General features: G+C 69.7%; 17 protein-coding genes. 3 read left to right on the top strand and 14 right to left on the bottom strand.

Annotated features, from left to right (window positions below; genetic code table 11):
* Positions 1-10: 10 nt before the first annotated feature.
* The 12 genes from AB0F44_RS14825 to AB0F44_RS14770 form a co-directional block, all read right to left on the bottom strand.
* Positions 11-757: an urease accessory protein UreD gene (locus tag AB0F44_RS14825; RefSeq protein ID WP_357356588.1), complete on the bottom strand. Its 747-nt coding sequence runs from the start codon at positions 755-757 to the stop codon at positions 11-13.
* Positions 738-1,481, bottom strand: a complete 744-nt coding sequence (gene ureG, locus AB0F44_RS14820) for an urease accessory protein UreG (protein WP_357356586.1) — start codon at positions 1,479-1,481, stop codon at positions 738-740. Before ureG ends, AB0F44_RS14825 begins: the two co-directional genes overlap by 20 nt.
* A complete protein-coding gene (locus AB0F44_RS14815; RefSeq protein WP_357356584.1) occupies positions 1,474-2,136 on the bottom strand; it encodes an urease accessory UreF family protein in 663 nt (220 codons plus the stop codon). The genes ureG and AB0F44_RS14815 overlap by 8 nt, the downstream gene beginning before the upstream one ends.
* 5 nt (positions 2,137-2,141) lie before the next feature.
* A complete protein-coding gene (locus AB0F44_RS14810) occupies positions 2,142-3,836 on the bottom strand; it encodes an urease subunit alpha (RefSeq protein ID WP_357356582.1) in 1,695 nt (564 codons plus the stop codon).
* Positions 3,836-4,150 carry an urease subunit beta gene (gene ureB / locus AB0F44_RS14805; RefSeq protein ID WP_357356580.1) on the bottom strand — a complete coding sequence of 105 codons (315 nt, stop codon included), beginning with the start codon at positions 4,148-4,150 and terminating at the stop codon, positions 3,836-3,838. Before ureB ends, AB0F44_RS14810 begins: the two co-directional genes overlap by 1 nt.
* A gap of 13 nt (positions 4,151-4,163) precedes the next feature.
* Positions 4,164-4,466 (bottom strand): urease subunit gamma, encoded by a 303-nt coding sequence (locus AB0F44_RS14800; protein ID WP_350659205.1) that lies wholly within the window; start codon positions 4,464-4,466, stop codon positions 4,164-4,166.
* Between the two features lie 25 nt (positions 4,467-4,491).
* Positions 4,492-5,169, bottom strand: coding sequence for an ATP-binding cassette domain-containing protein (locus tag AB0F44_RS14795; protein WP_141805280.1), 678 nt, complete (start codon positions 5,167-5,169; stop codon positions 4,492-4,494).
* Positions 5,169-5,936 (bottom strand): urea ABC transporter ATP-binding protein UrtD, encoded by a 768-nt coding sequence (urtD, locus tag AB0F44_RS14790; protein WP_357356577.1) that lies wholly within the window; start codon positions 5,934-5,936, stop codon positions 5,169-5,171. The genes AB0F44_RS14795 and urtD overlap by 1 nt, the downstream gene beginning before the upstream one ends.
* On the bottom strand, positions 5,933-7,021 hold the full coding sequence (urtC, locus tag AB0F44_RS14785; protein ID WP_357356575.1) for an urea ABC transporter permease subunit UrtC: 1,089 nt from the start codon (positions 7,019-7,021) through the stop codon (positions 5,933-5,935). The genes urtD and urtC overlap by 4 nt, the downstream gene beginning before the upstream one ends.
* Positions 7,018-7,902, bottom strand: coding sequence for an urea ABC transporter permease subunit UrtB (gene urtB, locus AB0F44_RS14780; RefSeq protein ID WP_350720885.1), 885 nt, complete (start codon positions 7,900-7,902; stop codon positions 7,018-7,020). Before urtB ends, urtC begins: the two co-directional genes overlap by 4 nt.
* A 4-nt stretch (positions 7,903-7,906) precedes the next feature.
* The gene (urtA, locus tag AB0F44_RS14775; protein WP_357356572.1) at positions 7,907-9,148 is read right to left on the bottom strand and encodes an urea ABC transporter substrate-binding protein; all 1,242 of its coding nucleotides are present in this window, start codon (positions 9,146-9,148) and stop codon (positions 7,907-7,909) included.
* Between the two features lie 127 nt (positions 9,149-9,275).
* Positions 9,276-9,674: a MarR family transcriptional regulator gene (locus AB0F44_RS14770; protein ID WP_357356570.1), complete on the bottom strand. Its 399-nt coding sequence runs from the start codon at positions 9,672-9,674 to the stop codon at positions 9,276-9,278.
* Positions 9,675-9,809: 135 nt separating this feature from the next.
* On the opposite strand from AB0F44_RS14770, the gene AB0F44_RS14765 reads away from it, so the two are divergent.
* Both AB0F44_RS14765 and AB0F44_RS14760 read left to right on the top strand, forming a co-directional pair.
* On the top strand, positions 9,810-10,928 hold the full coding sequence (locus AB0F44_RS14765) for a substrate-binding domain-containing protein (RefSeq protein WP_357356568.1): 1,119 nt from the start codon (positions 9,810-9,812) through the stop codon (positions 10,926-10,928).
* 54 nt (positions 10,929-10,982) lie between these two features.
* Positions 10,983-11,405, top strand: coding sequence for a carboxymuconolactone decarboxylase family protein (locus AB0F44_RS14760; RefSeq protein WP_357356566.1), 423 nt, complete (start codon positions 10,983-10,985; stop codon positions 11,403-11,405).
* 12 nt (positions 11,406-11,417) lie between these two features.
* On the opposite strand, the gene AB0F44_RS14755 is transcribed toward AB0F44_RS14760, so the two are convergent.
* Positions 11,418-12,713: a DUF222 domain-containing protein gene (locus tag AB0F44_RS14755; RefSeq protein ID WP_357356565.1), complete on the bottom strand. Its 1,296-nt coding sequence runs from the start codon at positions 12,711-12,713 to the stop codon at positions 11,418-11,420.
* 448 nt (positions 12,714-13,161) lie between these two features.
* Positions 13,162-15,015, bottom strand: coding sequence for a hypothetical protein (locus tag AB0F44_RS14750; RefSeq protein ID WP_357356563.1), 1,854 nt, complete (start codon positions 15,013-15,015; stop codon positions 13,162-13,164).
* 269 nt (positions 15,016-15,284) lie between these two features.
* Here AB0F44_RS14750 and AB0F44_RS14745 point away from each other — a divergent pair, with 269 nt between their 5' ends.
* Entirely contained in the window at positions 15,285-15,989 is a 705-nt protein-coding gene (locus tag AB0F44_RS14745; protein ID WP_357356561.1) for an SGNH/GDSL hydrolase family protein, read from the top strand.
* Positions 15,990-16,118: the final 129 nt, after the last annotated feature.

The following is a 16,118-nucleotide window of genomic DNA, read 5'->3' as shown; positions in this document are numbered from 1 at the left end:
TGTTGAAACCTCAACCAGTTGTGGCGCATTCCCAGGGCGCTGCCGGGACCTCGTGGGTCTCGCCGGCCAGGTGGCGCCACAGGGTGCCGCCGCACTCGAGGTCGAGCCGGCCCTCCAGGCACACGTCAGGCGGTACGTCTCGCCCGAGCGCCGTGACCGACGCGAGCACGCGGTGCTGGCCGAGGATTCCCGGGGCCAGCGAGCTCGCGTCCAGGTCGAGGGACTCGATCAGGAGCGGTCGCCCGTCGTCCTGATGGGCCGACCAGGTGGTGGCCACCCGGCCGGGGCGCTCGCCGTGGCGGCCGAGGACGAGGGTCTCGCGCAGGGCGAGCCTTGCACTGGTAGCGAGAGTGACCTGGGTGTCGCGGGTGACGTCGGCGCCCGCGGAGACCACGAAGGGCTCACCGGCCCAGACCAGGGTGGCACCCGCGGCGAGGGTGATCGCGACCGACCAGGACGCGTGCCCGCCGTCCATGTCGTACGCGACCGTCCCGGCCGGCTCGACCAGGGTCAGGCTGGCGCCCTCCTCCACCTCGACCTCCACCGTGACGTCGTCGCCGGCCAGGAGCATCGCGCCGTCGGGGACCAGCGAGATCCGCGCCGAGCGGGCGTCGCTGGAGAGCAGCATCGGCCGCAGGGCCGGCGCGGTCGAGGGTCCGGTGACGTCGGTCTCCACGCGCACCCGGCCGCCGTCGACCGCCCCGACCCGCACCCGGGTCAGCGAGCCGCTGGCCAGCTCAGGCGTGCTGGTGGCCACGGACGTGCTCAGCCTCATCGTCATGGACATGACTGGTGCCGTCCGCGTGGAAGTGCGGCGCCATCGGCCCGGGGTCGGTCGGAACCAGGGCACCGCCGCGGTGCCGGGTCAGCTCGGACCTCACCCACTCCACCAGCGCCTCGACCGAGGCCGGATCGGTGCGGGAGAGCGCGATGACCGGACGGCCCTCGCGGACCGACCCCGCGTCGGAGACCATCGCGACCGGGTCGACACCGACGTACGGGGCCAGGTCGGTCTTGTTGACCACGAGCAGGTCGGCGCGCTCGATGCCCGGGCCTCCCTTGCGGGCGACGTCGCCACCGCCGGCGACGTCGATCAGGAAGATCTGGGTGTCGACCAGCGCCGGGGAGAAGGTGGCGGTGAGGTTGTCGCCGCCGGACTCGACCAGGACCACGTCGAGCGGAGCGAACTCCTCCTCGAGCTCCTCGACGGCGATCAGGTTGGCGGTGACGTCGTCGCGGATGGCGGTGTGTGGGCAGGCGCCGGTCTCGACGGCCCGGATACGGGCCGGGTCGAGAACGCCGGCGGAGCGGAGGAAGCGGGCGTCCTCGTCGGTGTAGATGTCGTTGGTGACCACACCGATCTCCAGGTCGGCGGAGAGCTCACGGCACAGCAGCGCGATGAGCGAGCTCTTGCCGGTGCCGACCGGACCGCACACACCGATGCGCAGTCCCCTGCCGTTCCTCGTCGTGTTTTCAGGCACTGAACAACCTCCTGGTCGTATGGGCGTGGGTCTGGGCCCACAGATCGAGCTGGGGCGCGCTGGGCGCCGGGATGTCGTGGGGATCGGTGAGCGGAGCCACCTCGGTGGCGAGCCGCTCGGCCTCCGGGAGCAGGTCGTGCACCCACGAGGTGGCATCGAGCGGGTCGAGGGGCAGCAGCTTGAGGGCTGCCGAGGCGACCGTCTGCAGATCGTCGTACGCCACCAGCCGGCCCAGCGAGGCCGGCGCGAGGCCAGCGGTGGCGGCCGCCGCGGCCAGGACGATCGGACGGCAGGGCCGCTCGAGGCCAGCCACCGCCGCGAGGTGCGGCGAGTCCGGGAACAGGCGCCTGACCAGCCGCAACATGGCGCGACCGAGGGTGCGCGAGGTGTCCCGCATCGGGGCTGCGGGGGTGCGGGCCGCCCACGCGTCCAGTACCGGCTCCAGCGGCAGACCGGCGCGCAGCCGGTGCAGCGCCACCACCGCCGTGCCCGCCTCGACCCTCACGACGCTGGCCAGCCGCGACCGCATGAAGACCAGCACCTGCTCGGCGGTGAGCCCGGAGCGTACGGCTGCCTCCAGCTGGCCCGACTGGGTGTGGCCGGCGACCGGGAGGCGGGCGTCGGCGAGCAGCATCATGAGCAGGTCGTCGGACATCGCGCTCAGAACATCGAGTAGAGCTGCGTCAACGGCAGCTCGGTCGCGGGGGCGGGCTCGATCAGCTCGCCGTCGACGTGGATGCGGAACGTCTCGGGCTCGACCCGGATCTCGGGGGTCGCGGAGTTGTTGATCATGTCGGCCTTGCCGACCGCGCGCGTGGGCGAGATCCCGACGAGACGGCGGCGCAGGCCGAGGCGATCGGCCAGCCCGGCCTCCAGCGCGGACGGCGCGACGAACGAGACCGCGTGGTCCGCTCCCGGCCCCACCAGCGTCGGTCGCATGAGCACCGGCTGCGGGGTCGGGATGGAGGCATTCGGGTCGCCGAGGGCACCCCAGATCAGGGCGCCGGACTTCATGACGACCTCGGGGCGGATGCCGAAGAACCGCGGGTCCCACAGGACCAGGTCGGCCAGCTTGCCGGGCTCCACGGAGCCGACCTCGGCGGCGATCCCGTGCGCGATGGCGGGGTTGATCGTGTACTTCGCGACGTACCTCTTGGCTCTGATGTTGTCCGCCTTCCCACCCAGCGAGCCGAGCCGGGCCTTCATGGCGTGGGCGACCTGCCAGGTGCGGCAGATGACCTCCCCGATGCGGCCCATCGCCTGCGCGTCGGAGGAGGTGATCGAGAGCGCGCCGAGGTCGTGCAGTACGTCTTCGGCGGCGATCGTGGTCGCCCGGATCCGGGACTCGGCGAAGGCCAAGTCCTCGGGCACCCGCGGGTTGAGGTGGTGGCAGACCATCAGCATGTCGAGGTGCTCGGCGACGGTGTTGACGGTGTGCGGCAGGGTCGGGTTGGTGGAGCCGGGGATGATGTGGGGCAGCGAGGCGACCGAGAGGATGTCGGGCGCGTGCCCTCCCCCGGCGCCCTCGGCGTGGAAGGCATGGATGGAACGGCCGGCGATCGCGGAGACGGTCGACTCCAGGTAGCCAGCCTCGTTGAGCGAGTCCGAGTGCAGCGCGACCTGCAGGCCGTGCTCGTCGGCAGCCTTGAGAGCGGCATCGATCGCTGCCGGGGTCGAGCCCCAGTCCTCGTGGACCTTGTAGGCGGCGGCGCCTGCCAGCGCCTGCTCGGCCAGCCCGGCCGCGGAGACGGTGTTGCCCTTGCCCATCAGCAGCAGGTTGACCGGCATGTCGTCGAGCGCGCGGTGGATGGTCTCGAGGTGCCACGGTCCGGGGGTGACCGTGGTGGCCTTGGAGCCCTCCGAGGGTCCGGTGCCGCCACCGCCCACGGTGGTGATCCCGGTCGAGATCGCCTCGACGATCTGGGACCGGGACAGCAGGTGTACGTGGACGTCGATCGCCCCGGCGGTGAGGATCTTCCCCTCGCCGCTGACCACGTCGGTGCCCGGTCCGATGACCAGCTCGGGGTGGACGCCGTCGGCGATGTCGGGGTTGCCGGAGCGACCCAGCGCGACGATCCTTCCGCCGCGGATCCCCACGTCGGCCCGGACGATGCCCCAGTGGTCGAGCACGAGGGCGTTGGTGATCACCGTGTCGAGGGCACCCTCGGCCCGCGGCACCGTCGACTGGTTCATCGACTCGCGAATCGACTTGCCGCCGCCGAAGACCGACTCCTCGCCACCGGCGGTCAGGTCGTCCTCGACCTCGATCCACAGGTCGGTGTCACCGAGCCGCACCTGGTCGCCGGTCGTGGGGCCGTAGAGCGCGGCGTACTCGCTCCTGCTGATCTCCACCATCACGCCTCCTTGATCTGAATGCCAGGCACGACCCGGGCGCCCTTGAGCGCGACGATCGCGACCTCACGCGACGCGCCGGGCTCGAACCGGCGCGAGGTGCCGGCCGGGATGTCGAGCCGGAACCCCTCGGCCGCCTCGCGGTCGAAGTCGAGGGCGGAGTTCACCTCGGCGAGGTGGATGTGGGAGCCGATCTGGACCGGCCGGTCGCCGGTGTTGAGGACCACCAACGTACGCCGCTCCGACTCGCTCCGGTCGGTGTTGAGCCGGATGGTGCCGTCGGCGACGCGTACGGCTCCGGGACCGCTGGACTGCATGGACATCTCCGCTTCAGGCGATGGGCTGGTGGATGGTGACGAGCTTGCGGCCGTCGGGGAAGGTCGCCTCGACCTGCACCTCGACGAGCATGTCGACCACGTCGGGCATGACCTGCTCGCGGGTCAGCACGGTGCGTCCCCGCGTCATCAGGTCGGAGACCGAGGCACCCTCGCGCGCGCGCTCGATCACCCAGGTGGAGATCAGGGCGACGGACTCGGGGTAGTTGAGGAGCACCCCACGGGCGAGCCGGTCGCGAGCGACCATCCCGGCCACGGACAGCAGCAGCTTCTCGGTGTCGGACGGGGTCAGATGCATCTCGCCAACTCTCTGGACGGCCGGCCTAGACGGCCAGCTGGGATCGGACGTGATCGTGCGCCTCGGAGCCGCCGTCACCGCGCGCGGTGATCCGGCCGGACTCGAGGATGTAGTAGGCAGAGGCCGTACGCAGCGCGAACCCGACGTGCTGCTCGACCAGCAGCACGGTGAGGTCGCCGCGACCGGTGAGCTCGGCGATCACCCGCTCGATCTCGGCGACGACGTTGGGCTGGATGCCCTCGGTCGGCTCGTCGAGGATGAGCAGCCGCGGCCTGGTCAGCAGCGTACGCGCGATCGAGAGCTGCTGGCGCTGACCACCGGAGAGCAGCCCGGCCCGCCTGCCTAGCAGGTCCTTCAGCGCGGGGAACAGGTCGAGCATCTCGCTGATCCCGGCCCGGTCGCCGACCAGCTGGAGGTTCTCCAGCGCGGTCATGTCGCCGAAGCTCTGCTGACCCTGCGGGACGTAGCCCAGGCCTCGCTTGACGCGTGCGCTCGGGCGCAGCGCGGTGACGTCCTCGCCGTCGAGCAGCACCCGGCCGCTCTTGGCCCGGACCAGCCCGACCGCCGCCTTGAGCAGGGTCGTCTTGCCGGCGCCGTTGTGTCCCATCAGCGCCACCGCGGCCCCGGTCGGGACCTCGAGGCTGACCTCGTGGAGCACCGTGGTGCGGCCGTAGCCGCCGGTGACCGACTCGATCCTCAGCATCAGGCGTCCTCCTCTGTGGTTTCGGTGACCGCGGCGACGGTGTCGCCCAGATAGACCCGCTGCACCTCGGCGTCCTCCCTGATATCGGCGGCAGTGCCCTCGGCGATCACCTTCCCCGCGTGCAGCACGGTCACGATGTCAGCGAAGCGTCGGACGAAGTCCATGTCGTGCTCGATGACCACGACGGTCCGCTCCGGGCTGATCCGGCGCAGCAGCTCCCCGGTCGCCTCACGCTCCTCGGCCGACATCCCGGCGACGGGCTCGTCGAGCAGCATCACCGAGGAGTCCTGCACCAGCAGCATGCCGATCTCCAGCCACTGCTTCTGCCCGTGCGAGAGCACGCCCGCGGGCCGGTCCGCCAGCTCGGTGAGCCCCACGGTCTCCAGCACCTCGGCAACCTGCTCGGGCATCCCCCGCCGCGGCAGCATCAGCCGCCACCGCGCCCGGTGCACGCCGGCGGCGATGTCGAGGTTCTGCAGCACGCTGAGCTCCTCGAAGACCGTGGCGGTCTGGAACGTACGTCCCACCCCGAGGCGGGTGATCCGGTGCGATGCCAGCGAAAGCAGATCGCGTGTGCGATAGCGCGCTTCACCACTTCCGTTCGCCAGGCCGGTCAGGGCGTCCACGAGCGTCGTCTTCCCGGCGCCGTTGGGGCCGATCAGGAAGTGCAGCCGGCCCGGCTCCAGGGTCAGGGACACTCCGTCGATCGCCACGAACCCGTCGAACTCGACCCGCAGGTCGCTGACCTCCAGCGTCTCGATGCTCATGCCGTGACCTCCTCAGCCACTCGCGACTCGGGTTCCTCGGACCTCTCGGGCTCCGAACGCCGCGAGAACAGGCCTCTCACCAGCCCCAGCAGCTGCGCCAGCCCGCCCGGCAACAGCAGGATGACCAGCACGAACAGCGCGCCCTGGAAGTACGACCACGAGCCTGGGAAGGCCTCGGAGAGCGAGGTCTCGGCGTAGCCGATCAGGAGCGCACCGACGGCCGGGCCGAGCAGCGAGGCCCGCCCACCGAGCGCGACTCCGGCGAGCAGCCCGATGGAGGCGACCACGCCGACGTCGTCGGGCGAGACGATCCCGGCGATCGGCACGAAGAGCGCACCGCCGATCGAGGCCAGGACGGCCGCGATGACGTACGCCGCCAGCTTGACGTTGGCCGGGTCAGTGCCGAGGAACCGGACCCGCTCCTCACCGTCGCGGACGGCAACGAGCAGCTCGCCGAAGCGGGTGCTGTAGAGCCAGGCCATCACCAGGATCGAGACCAGCAGGATCCCGGCGGCGATGAAGTAGAGCATCCGCTTGTTGGCCGGGTCGAACAGTGCGTACCCGAAGAAGCCCTGGAAGTTGTTGAGGCCGTTGGCGCCGCCGGTGGTCTTCACCTGGCCGACGAGCAGGATCGCGAAGGCGGCGGCGAGCGCTTGGCTCAGGATGGCGAAGTACGCCCCCTTGATCCGCCGCTTGAACACGGCGAGCCCCAGCAGGCCCGCCACCAGTGCCGGCAGGACCAGGATGACGACGAGCGCGAGCCCGCCGTTGCGCAGCGGCTCCCACCATCCCGGCACCGTGGCGTCGCCGTAGAGCGCCATGAAGTCCGGCACCCCACCCGGGCCGGCGTCGGCGAGCTTGAGATGCATCGCCATCGCGTAGGCGCCGATGCCGAAGTAGAGCCCCTGGCCGAGCACGAGCATCCCGCCACGGCCCCAGGCGAGGCCGATGCCGACCGCCGCGATGGCGTAGCAGCAGTACTTCGCGAGCAGACCCAGGCGGAAGTCGGACAGGACCGCCGGGGCGAGGACGAGCAGGGCGACCGCGAGCAGCAGCCAGCCGGCGTAGGGGTAGACCTTTTTCATGCCAGGCTCCTGGTCCGGACCGAGAGGATGCCCTGCGGACGCAGCTGCAGGAACGCGACGATCGCCAGGAAGACGATCACCTGGGCGACCGAGCCGGTCAGGGCGTGGGCGAGGAAGGCCTGCAGCAGACCAATCCCGAGAGCCGCGACGATCGTGCCCTTGAGGTGCCCGATGCCGCCGACCACGACCACCAGGAACGCCTGGACGATGTAGGACGTGCCGAGGTTGGGGCCGGTCGAGCCGAGCAGCGTGAGCGCCACCCCGGCGACACCGGCCAGGCCGGACCCGATGAAGAAGGTGGCCCGGTCGGTGCGGCGGGTCGAGATGCCGATGGTCTCGGCGAGGTCGCGGTTGCCGACGGTCGCCCGGATCTGCCGCCCGAGGGCGGTGAAGCGGAGCACCGCCAGCAGCGCGGCCACGCACGCCGCGGCCAGGACGATGATGAAGAGCCTGGTCAGCGGGAAGTCGTAGCCCAGGATCGGGATGGACCCGTCCAGCCAGCTCGGCGCGGGCACCTCCTTGGCCGGAGCGCCGAAGATGTCGCGCGCGACCTGCTGCAGGATGAGACCGACGCCGTAGGTGACCAGCAGCGTGTCCAGCGGACGGGCGTACATCCACCGCAGCACGCTCGCCTCGAGCGCCAGCCCGAGCAGCCCGCCGATCACGAACCCCACAGGGAGCGCGATCAGCAGACTCAGCTCGGTGCTGGCGACGATCGTCGAGACGACATAGGCGGTGTACGCGCCGGCCATGATGAACTCGCCGTGGGCCATGTTGATCACGCCCATCTGACCGAAGGTCAGGGTGAGCCCGAGGGCGATGAGGAGCAGGACCGCACCGGCAGAGATGCCGGTGAAGACCTGGGCGAGCAGCGTGTCCAACGGGCTAGTTCTTCCACCAGTCGTAGGACTTCAGGTACGGGTCCGGCTCGATCGGCTTGTCGCTCGACCAGACCGTGTCGATCAGGCCCTCGGAGTTCACCTGACCGATGAGCGCAGTCTTGGCGATGTGGTGGTTCTCGCCGTCGACCTCGACGGTGCCCTCCGGCGCGTCGTAGGTGACGCCGCCGGAGGCGTCGATGACGTCCTCGACCGCGAACGAGTCGGCCTTCTCGACCATGCCCTTCCACAGGTGCAGCGAGGTGTACGCCGCCTCCATCGGGTCGGAGGTGACCGCCTTGGCGCCGTTGGCCGCCTTGAAGTCGGTCACGAACTTCTGGTTCGCCGGGCTGTCGATGGTCTGGTAGTAGTTCCAGGCCGTGTACTGCCCCTCGAGGTTGCCCACACCGACGCCCGGGACCTCCTCCTCGGCGATCGAGACCGAGAGCACCGGCATCGCCGAGGCGGTCAGGCCCTTGCCCTTGTACTCCTTGAAGAAGGCCACGTTGGAGTCGCCGTTGAGGGTGTTGAAGACCGCGTCCGCGCCAGCGGCCTTGACCTTGTCGACGACCGTGCCGAAGTCGGTCGAACCCAGGGGCTGGTACTCCTCGCCGAGGACCTCGATGCCGTTGGCTTCTGCGTACTGCTTGATGATCTTGTTGGCCGTGCGCGGGAAGACGTAGTCGGAGCCGACCAGGAAGATCGACTCGATCTTCTTCTCCTGCTTGAGGAAGTCGAGGGCGGGGATGATCTGCTGGTTGGTGGTCGCGCCGGTGTAGAAGATGTTGTGCGAGGACTCCAGGCCCTCGTACTGCACCGGGTAGAAGAGCAGCGCGTCGTTGCCCTCGAAGACCGGCAGCATCGCCTTGCGCGAGCTGGAGGTCCAGCCGCCGAAGACGGCCGCGACGCAGTCGTCCTGGATCAGCTTGGTCGCCTTCTCGGCGAAGACGGTCGGCTCGGACTGGCCGTCCTCGCTGACGATCTCGAGCTTCTTGCCGAGCACGCCACCATCGGCGTTGATCTCCTCGGCAGCCATCGACAGGGACTTGAAGACGGTCGTCTCGCTGATTGCCATCGTCCCCGACAGGGAGTTGAGGAAGCCGATCTTGATGGTGTCGCCGCTGGTGTCGACGCAGCTCTCGCTGGTCGCGGTGTCACCGGTCTTGGCGCCGCCGCAGGCGGTCGCGGTCATGCCCAGGGCGAGCACCGAGCTGGCCGCGAGGAGGCGGCTCGAGAATTTCGTACGCACGGGATGGGGGTCCTTCCATCGGACAATTGCTCTCGAATGGAAGGAATCTAGGGACGGGTTGTTTCGCCGATGTATCGGACTCTGTGAGGATTTGTTTCCAGGCGGAAACGTCTTCAGTGGGCCGAGCTCACGGGAGGGTGTCGAGGACCGTCCGCAGGTCGCGGGCGACCTTGGCGACGGCCTCGTTCTGCTGCCGGGCGCGGATCTCCCGGGCCGCCGAGGCGCCCACCGGAGAGAGTGCGACCACGGCGCGGCGCTTGTCCTCGGCATGGACCTTGCGCAGCACCAGCCCGCGCTCGACCAGCCGGTCGACATGCCTGGTCAGGGTGCCGGCCGGGAGCGCGGCGCCGTCGGCGAGGCGCGTCATCGTCTTGCCCGGATCGTCGAGCAGCACGCTGAGGATGCGCCACTGCTCCGCGGTGAGGTCGAAGTCGGCGTACGCCTCGGCGAGCGCTCGCTCGATCCGGCGCTGTGCTTGGGCGAGCAGCACGGCGAGATCCGTGACGGCCGTCTCGGCCACCTCCATGGCGTCCTCCCACGAATGTCTGCTGGATGCCCGCTGCGCCGAGGGCCCGACTCCCGTACCCTAACCATCCATCGGCTCAATGGTGAGTCATCCCGTCTGGTTCGTCTCGTCCGGTTCGTCTGGGAGCAGGTGCCGATGTCTCCGCCGTCGTTCACCCCGGCTTCCCATGCCCTGCTGGGCCTCGCACCCCGTCCGCCGGGCGCCCTCTCGATCGCGTTCGTGGTGCCGATGCAGGGTCCGACCGGCCTCTACGGCCCCGGCTGCCTGGCCTGCGGCGAGCTGGCTGCCGAGGAGCTCAACGCCGGCGGCGGGATCGCCGGGAAGCCGGTCGAGCTGGTCGCGATCGATGCCGGGCGCGCTCCCCACGAGGTCGCCGCCGAGGTCGCTCGGCTCGTCGAGCTCGGCCGGGTCGACGCGATCGCCGGCTGGCACATCTCCGCCGTACGCCAGGCGATCACCGCCCGTGTCGGCGGCCGGACCCTCTACGCCTTCGCCGCCATGCACGAGGGCGGCGACGACACTCCTGGGGTCTTCATGATCGGCGAGCGCCCGGTCAACCAGCTGCTCCCCGCCACCGCCTGGATGCGGGCCAACCATGGGGTCTCCCGCTGGGCGGTGGTCGGCAACGACTACGTCTTCCCGCGCGTCACCGGGTCGACGGCCCGGGCGGCGCTGCGCGGGTCGCCCTCGGAGGTCGTGAGCGAGACGTACTTCCCGCTGGGCACCCGCGACTTCGCCGGCGTGCTGCGTGGTCTCGAAGGTGGCGAGCAGGACGGGGTGATCATGCTGCTGATGGGGCAGGACGCGGTGCACTTCAACCGCCAGTTCGCCGCTGCCGGGCTGAGCTCGTCGCTGACCCGGTTGAGCCCCGCGGTCGAGGAGAACACCCTGCTCGCCGGTGGCGCCGGCGCCAATGCCAACGTCTTCGCGGCCGCTGCCTACTTCGACAGTCTCACCACCCCCGAGTCGGCGGGTCTGGCCGAGCGCTACTACCGCCGCTTCGGTGAGTACGCGCCCTCCCTCAACGCCGTGGGCGAATCCTGCTACGAGTCGTTGATGTTCCTGCGCCAGATCGGCGATGCCTGCGGTGGGCTCGAGGTCGAGGCCGCGCTGCGCCTCACCGACCACCACACCTACTCCAGCCCTCGTGGCCTGATGCGGATGCACGGCAACCTCGTGGACCAGGACGTCTACATCGCCGCCGCCGACGGCCTCCGCTTCGAGATCCAGGAGCAGATCGCGTACGCCTCCTGAGCCCTGCGTCGGCCCGTTGACTTCGAGTGCGCTCCAACTCCTAGCGTGCGCGGCATGACCCACGAGAACCCGACCCAGGACCCCACCGCCCGCGCCGCCCGCCACGACCACGGCCGCCAGATCCTCGACGCGGTCGACGGCGAGGCCGGCGCCCGAGTGATCGACTCCCTCGCCGACATCGCCCCAGAGCTCGGCCACCAGGTGGTCGCCTGGGGCTTCGGCGAGATCTACGCCCGCCCCGGCCTCGAGCCACGGGACCGACAGCTCGTAACCCTCGGCATGCTCACCGCCCTCGGTGGTTGCGAGCCTCAGCTCGAGGTCCACATCAACGCCGCCCTCAATGTAGGCCTGACCCCCGAACAGATCATCGAGGCATTCCTCCACTCCGCGGTCTACTGCGGCTTCCCCCGCGCCCTGAACGCCACCTTCACCGCCAAGAAGGTCTTCGCCGAACGCGACCTCCTCCCCCTCGCCTGACCGCGACATGGGTCAGGCGGCGAGGGTGTGGTCGACGAGTACGTCGCGCAGCCCGAACTCTGCCCGGGACAGTGGCGGTGGATCCGGTTTCCAGGTGTCGGGTGACGGGCTGACATAGGTGTGCCCGGTGGGCGTGGTGGTGATGATGCTGCCGTCAGGCCCTGGTCTGGCTCGCCAGCCGAGGGCTTCCTTGGCCTGGTTGCACCTTTCGCACAGCCCCTGCAGATTCTCGGCGTTGGTCTCGCCGCCGTCTGTGTGGCGTTCGACGTGGTCGATGTTCCGGATCGGGGCGTCGCAGCCGTTGGTGCGGCAGATCCCGCCGTCACGGGTGGTGATGAACTCCGCCAGCCCGTCGGGGGCTTTGCGTGAGCGGGACTCCATCGCGACCAGCTGCCCGGCGGGGTCGGTGAACAGCCGCCGGACGAAGACCTCGGCGTCGTTGAGTGCTTCGCGGGCCCATCCGGCGGGGACGGGTCCGTAGCCCTCGACTATGGCCGGCTGGTCGCTGGTGTTGGCAAGCGAGTCGCCGGTCATCACGATCTTGACCTCGATCCGAGGCTTCGCGTCGGCGGCGTTACGGCCGGTGACTCGGTCGACGAGGGTGTCCGCCATGACCTGACCACGGGTCCGCTCGTCGCCGGCGGCTGCAGCGGCTTTGGCTGCCTGATCCAGGGCCGCGAAGACGGCCACGCCGTCCTTGACCGGCAGCAGCGCGCCGAGCCAGGTCATCGTGTCGGGTGCCGGCCGCAGGCTGACCCGACGGTCCTTCACTGCGTTGGCGGCGCGGGCGACGACGGATGCTTGGTCGAGGGTGATGGCGAGCTTCTTGGCGGCGTTCTCGAGCTGTCGCAGCCCCATCGGCACCGCTCGAGGCGGTTCCCCGTCTGGACCGGTGGCGCAGAGTTCTTGATCGATGACCCGACGGTCCTCCAAGGACAAGCAGGCGGTTTCGCGGGCGAGGATGGTGGCCTGCCACTGGGAGAAGAGCCCGGCCTTCATCAACGCGAACGTGTGGGGCATCTCGGCGATCAGGATCTTCGCCAGCCCGAGGAGTTTGGCGCCTTTCTCGGGAGAGACCCGCCGCGCGAGCGCGACCTGGGAGGCGACCCCTTCGCCGAGTTTGCGGGCAGGAACCCCGGCCTCTACCTGGCGTGCCCGGACGGCTTCGTCGAGACGTACCGCCGCTTCTGCCTGAACAGCCTCGGCAGTGCACTTGATCTCTTCGAGACCAGCGAGCCAGTCGACCAACTCACTCTCGGACGCACCGGGAGGCGGCCCAGCGAGGAGGCGGTCGAGGGTCTCGTACATGAGCCTTATTATATGCGAAAAAGCACCACGAAGCGACCCATTTAAGCAGGTCAAACCCAAGTTACGCGGTCAGCGAACAAGACACCTGAGCGCTGCGCCACTCTCTCGCCGCCGCCCCGATACAGGCGAAATCTTTCTCGATCGTGTGTCGAGTCAAGGATGGCCGAAGGCCACCGCGCAGCGGCGCCCGAAGGGCGTCCTTGACGCGGCGCACGATCGAGAAACACTCAAAGACCGGGTCGGCGGCGAACGTAGAAACGAAGAACAGTCGCTATGCGAGCTCTCCCGAGGAAGCGAACCGTGTTGGTCTCGACACGCCTCCGCCTAGCGGCTCCGGCGGCTCGACCAGCGGAGCAAGGCGGCTCGACCAGCGGTGTGTAGAGGGGCGTCATACACGAAAGCCCCGGAGCGCGACGCGCTCCGAGGCTCTCATGCCATCCGGCGAGAATCAGGCGATGTAGAAGTCGCTCACATTGACGTCGACGGCCTCGACGTCGATGTCGAAGTAGTCCTCGACGGCCTCGATGACCTGGGTGCGAATGGTGACGGCGTTGGCCTTGACCGGGGTGCCGTACGCGATCACGTAGGACACGGTGATGTTGGCGACGTCGTCGGCGATGTCGACGGTGGTGCCCGCCTCGTCGATGGCGTGTACGCCGTCGACCTTGGCCACGATGTGGTGGACCAGGCGCTCGACGAGCCCCTCGCTCACCGTCGACTTCCCGCGCTCCTCGCGGGCGGCACGGGCGGCGCGCAGCACGCCGGTCAGGGTCGAGTCAGCGGTCGGCTCCGGCTCGATGACCGGCTCAGGGGCGAAGCCGGGCGCGGGGGTCTCGGACACGATCTCCTCGACCGCGGCGGGCTCCTCGACCGACTCGGTCTCCTCGGTGTCGGTGTCGACAGCGTCGGCGATCTCATCGGCGGGCGCCTCGGCGACGATCGCCTCGGTGTCCTCGACCTCGGTCTCGGTCTCCTCGGGTGCCTCCTCGACGACGTCGGTCGGCTCGACGGTCACGTCGGCGTCCTCGGCGTCGACCTCCACCTCGGTCACCTCGTCGGTCTCCGGAGCTAGGACGGCGTCCTCGGTCTCCACCGGCGCCTCCTCAACAGCGGCCTCCTCGACAGCGGCTTCCTCGGCCGGCGCCTCGTCCTCGACGACGTCGACGATCTCCGCGTCGCCCTCGACCGACTCGGTCACGTCAGCAGCCTCGTCGACAACCTCGTCGGCCGGCTCGGCGGCGGCCTCCTCCGACTCGACCAGGTCGGCCGACTCGGACGACTCCTCGGCCTCGACATCGGTCAGCTCGTCCTCCGCCTCACCGACGGTCTCGTCGGTCACCTCGGCGTCCGGCTCGAAGGACTCGACGACGTCGACCTCGGACTTCTCACCCTCGTCCGCGGTCACCGCGGCGTCCTCGACCTCGGTCGGCTCCTCGACAACGACCTCCTCGGCGAGCGCCTCACCCTCCGGCTCGACGACGGTCTCCTCGACGCCACCCTCGACGACATCGGCCACCTCGACGTCGGACTCGGCGGACTCGATCGTGTCAGCGGGCACGAAGGTGTCCTCGGCGTCGACCTCGACCTCGGTCACCTCACCGGTCTCGGTGGCCTCGACAACGTCGTCGGTCGCAGCTTCGACGGCAACGTCCTCAACCGTGTCCTCGGCAACCTCTTCGGCGACGACCTCGTCCGCGGCGTCGGTCACCTCGGCGTCGGTGGCGTCGACAACGGCCTCGGTCTCGACCGGCGCCTCGTCGACCGGCGCCTCCTCGACAACGGGCTCCTCGGCAACGGTCTCCTCGACCTCCTCGGTGGTCTCGGCGGCAGGGGCTTCGGCGTCGACGCCCTCGAGCGGCGCCTCGTACGTGCCCTCGGTCTCGACCGCCTCGGCCGGAACCTCGTCAACAGGAGCCTCGACGGGCTCGGTCACGGCGACCTCACCGACGACCTCGTTGTCCACCTCGCCACTGATCTCAACGGTCTCGACGGCGAGCTCGGCCACCTCGGCGGCCGGGGCCTCCTCGGTGTCGGTGACGACGTGCTCGGGGTCGGAGAGCGGGTCGACCGCGGGGACCTCGGAGATGGGCTCGATGACGGGTTCGGTGACGGTCTCAGCAACCGGCTCGGCGACCGGCTCGGTAACCGGCGAAGCGGGAGGCTCGGTGACGTACACGCTGGCCTCGGTGGTGGCCAGGTTCTCGCCGTAGCCGGGGGCGGAGACGTCGGTCGACTCGCCCTCCCCGGCCTTTGGCTGCTCGTTCTTGTGACGGTTGAAGATGCCGCTGATGAAGTCGGACATGGCTTCGCATTCCTTCGAGTGAGGGGAGGGTTTTTGGTCGAGCGCTCACAACTGGGCGTGATGCTAGGGCTGGCACGCAGTGAGTCGGGTCACGCGTCTTTGATTCCCTTGTCTTGTACCCCAACGGTGACCGGGATGAGGAGTGCCTGTGTCAAACCTTCCGGGGACATTCGCCCACCGTTCAGCCAACGTCGGAGACCCACCGGAGCACGCGCTGTAGAACGACGGAAGAGCACGTACGTCACGACAAAACCGCTCGGGGAGAGACGATGAATCCACTGCTGCTCCCACTGGTCGCCGCACAGGCCGCGTACGTCAACCGGACCATCGGAAAGGAGCCTCGTCCGGAGGGCCCGACGAAGGGTTTCGTGACGGCACCGGAAGCCGAGGACGGATCCATTCCGCTGCGTCTGCTGGTGATCGGCGACTCGTCCGCATCGGGGCGCGGCGCACCCACGCACGACCTCGCCTTCGCCGGTTCGATGGCGCGCGCGATCGCGAAGCGGACCGCGCGTCCGGTCGAGTGGCGGGCGCTCGGGAAGTACGGCGCGACCAGCGAGCGGATCCGGCACGGCGTCCTCACCAAGGTCACCGGCGAGTGGGACCTCGCCGTGCTCCTGGTGGGCGTCAACGACATCCTCGCGCGCCGCTCGGTCGAGGCCTGGACACGCGATCTGACTGCGATCGTCGAGACCCTCCAGGAGCACGCCGCTCACACGGTGCTCCCGGGGATCCCGGAGTTCGGTGCGTTCCCCTCACTCCCCCGCACCCTGCGGCGCTACCTCGCCGAGCGCGGGAAGGCGCTCGACGTGGCAGCGCGGCTGGTCTGCGCCGGACGTACGACGGTGCAGTGGGTCAGCTCCGCCGACCTCGGTCCCGCGGAGCCGTCCTTCTTCGCCGCCGACGGGTTCCACGCCTCGCCGGCGGGCTATGAGCGCTGGGCGCAGGCGATCTGCGACCACCTCGATCTCTAGGCCGTGTCTCCCAAAGACACGGCGGCCGCGAGCGGCGTTTCGGGCCGATCTGGCAAGGCGGCGCCGCGAAGGCATCCTGGAGGCTGTCGAGTGGCGGCAACGCAGCCAGATCGGATGCGAAACGTCGCG

It is taken from the genome of Nocardioides sp. NPDC023903 (genome assembly GCF_040639295.1).
Classification (GTDB): Bacteria; Actinomycetota; Actinomycetes; order Propionibacteriales; family Nocardioidaceae; genus Nocardioides.
Note: the sequence above shows the minus strand (reverse complement) of the source record. Positions and strands in the feature narration are given on the sequence as shown.

Excerpts from the sequence above, each read along its gene's own strand:
- AB0F44_RS14815 (WP_357356584.1), bottom strand. The coding sequence starts at position 2,136 with ATGTCCGACGACCTGCTCATGATGCTGCTCGCCGACGCCCGCCTCCCG.
- AB0F44_RS14810 (WP_357356582.1), bottom strand. The coding sequence starts at position 3,836 with ATGGTGGAGATCAGCAGGAGCGAGTACGCCGCGCTCTACGGCCCCACG.
- ureB (WP_357356580.1), bottom strand. The coding sequence starts at position 4,150 with ATGCAGTCCAGCGGTCCCGGAGCCGTACGCGTCGCCGACGGCACCATC.
- AB0F44_RS14800 (WP_350659205.1), bottom strand. The coding sequence starts at position 4,466 with ATGCATCTGACCCCGTCCGACACCGAGAAGCTGCTGCTGTCCGTGGCC.
- AB0F44_RS14795 (WP_141805280.1), bottom strand. The coding sequence starts at position 5,169 with ATGCTGAGGATCGAGTCGGTCACCGGCGGCTACGGCCGCACCACGGTG.
- urtD (WP_357356577.1), bottom strand. The coding sequence starts at position 5,936 with ATGAGCATCGAGACGCTGGAGGTCAGCGACCTGCGGGTCGAGTTCGAC.
- urtC (WP_357356575.1), bottom strand. The coding sequence starts at position 7,021 with ATGAAAAAGGTCTACCCCTACGCCGGCTGGCTGCTGCTCGCGGTCGCC.
- AB0F44_RS14770 (WP_357356570.1), bottom strand. The coding sequence starts at position 9,674 with ATGGAGGTGGCCGAGACGGCCGTCACGGATCTCGCCGTGCTGCTCGCC.
- AB0F44_RS14765 (WP_357356568.1), top strand. The coding sequence starts at position 9,810 with ATGTCTCCGCCGTCGTTCACCCCGGCTTCCCATGCCCTGCTGGGCCTC.
- AB0F44_RS14760 (WP_357356566.1), top strand. The coding sequence starts at position 10,983 with ATGACCCACGAGAACCCGACCCAGGACCCCACCGCCCGCGCCGCCCGC.
- AB0F44_RS14755 (WP_357356565.1), bottom strand. The coding sequence starts at position 12,713 with ATGTACGAGACCCTCGACCGCCTCCTCGCTGGGCCGCCTCCCGGTGCG.
- AB0F44_RS14750 (WP_357356563.1), bottom strand. The coding sequence starts at position 15,015 with ATGTCCGACTTCATCAGCGGCATCTTCAACCGTCACAAGAACGAGCAG.
- AB0F44_RS14745 (WP_357356561.1), top strand. The coding sequence starts at position 15,285 with ATGAATCCACTGCTGCTCCCACTGGTCGCCGCACAGGCCGCGTACGTC.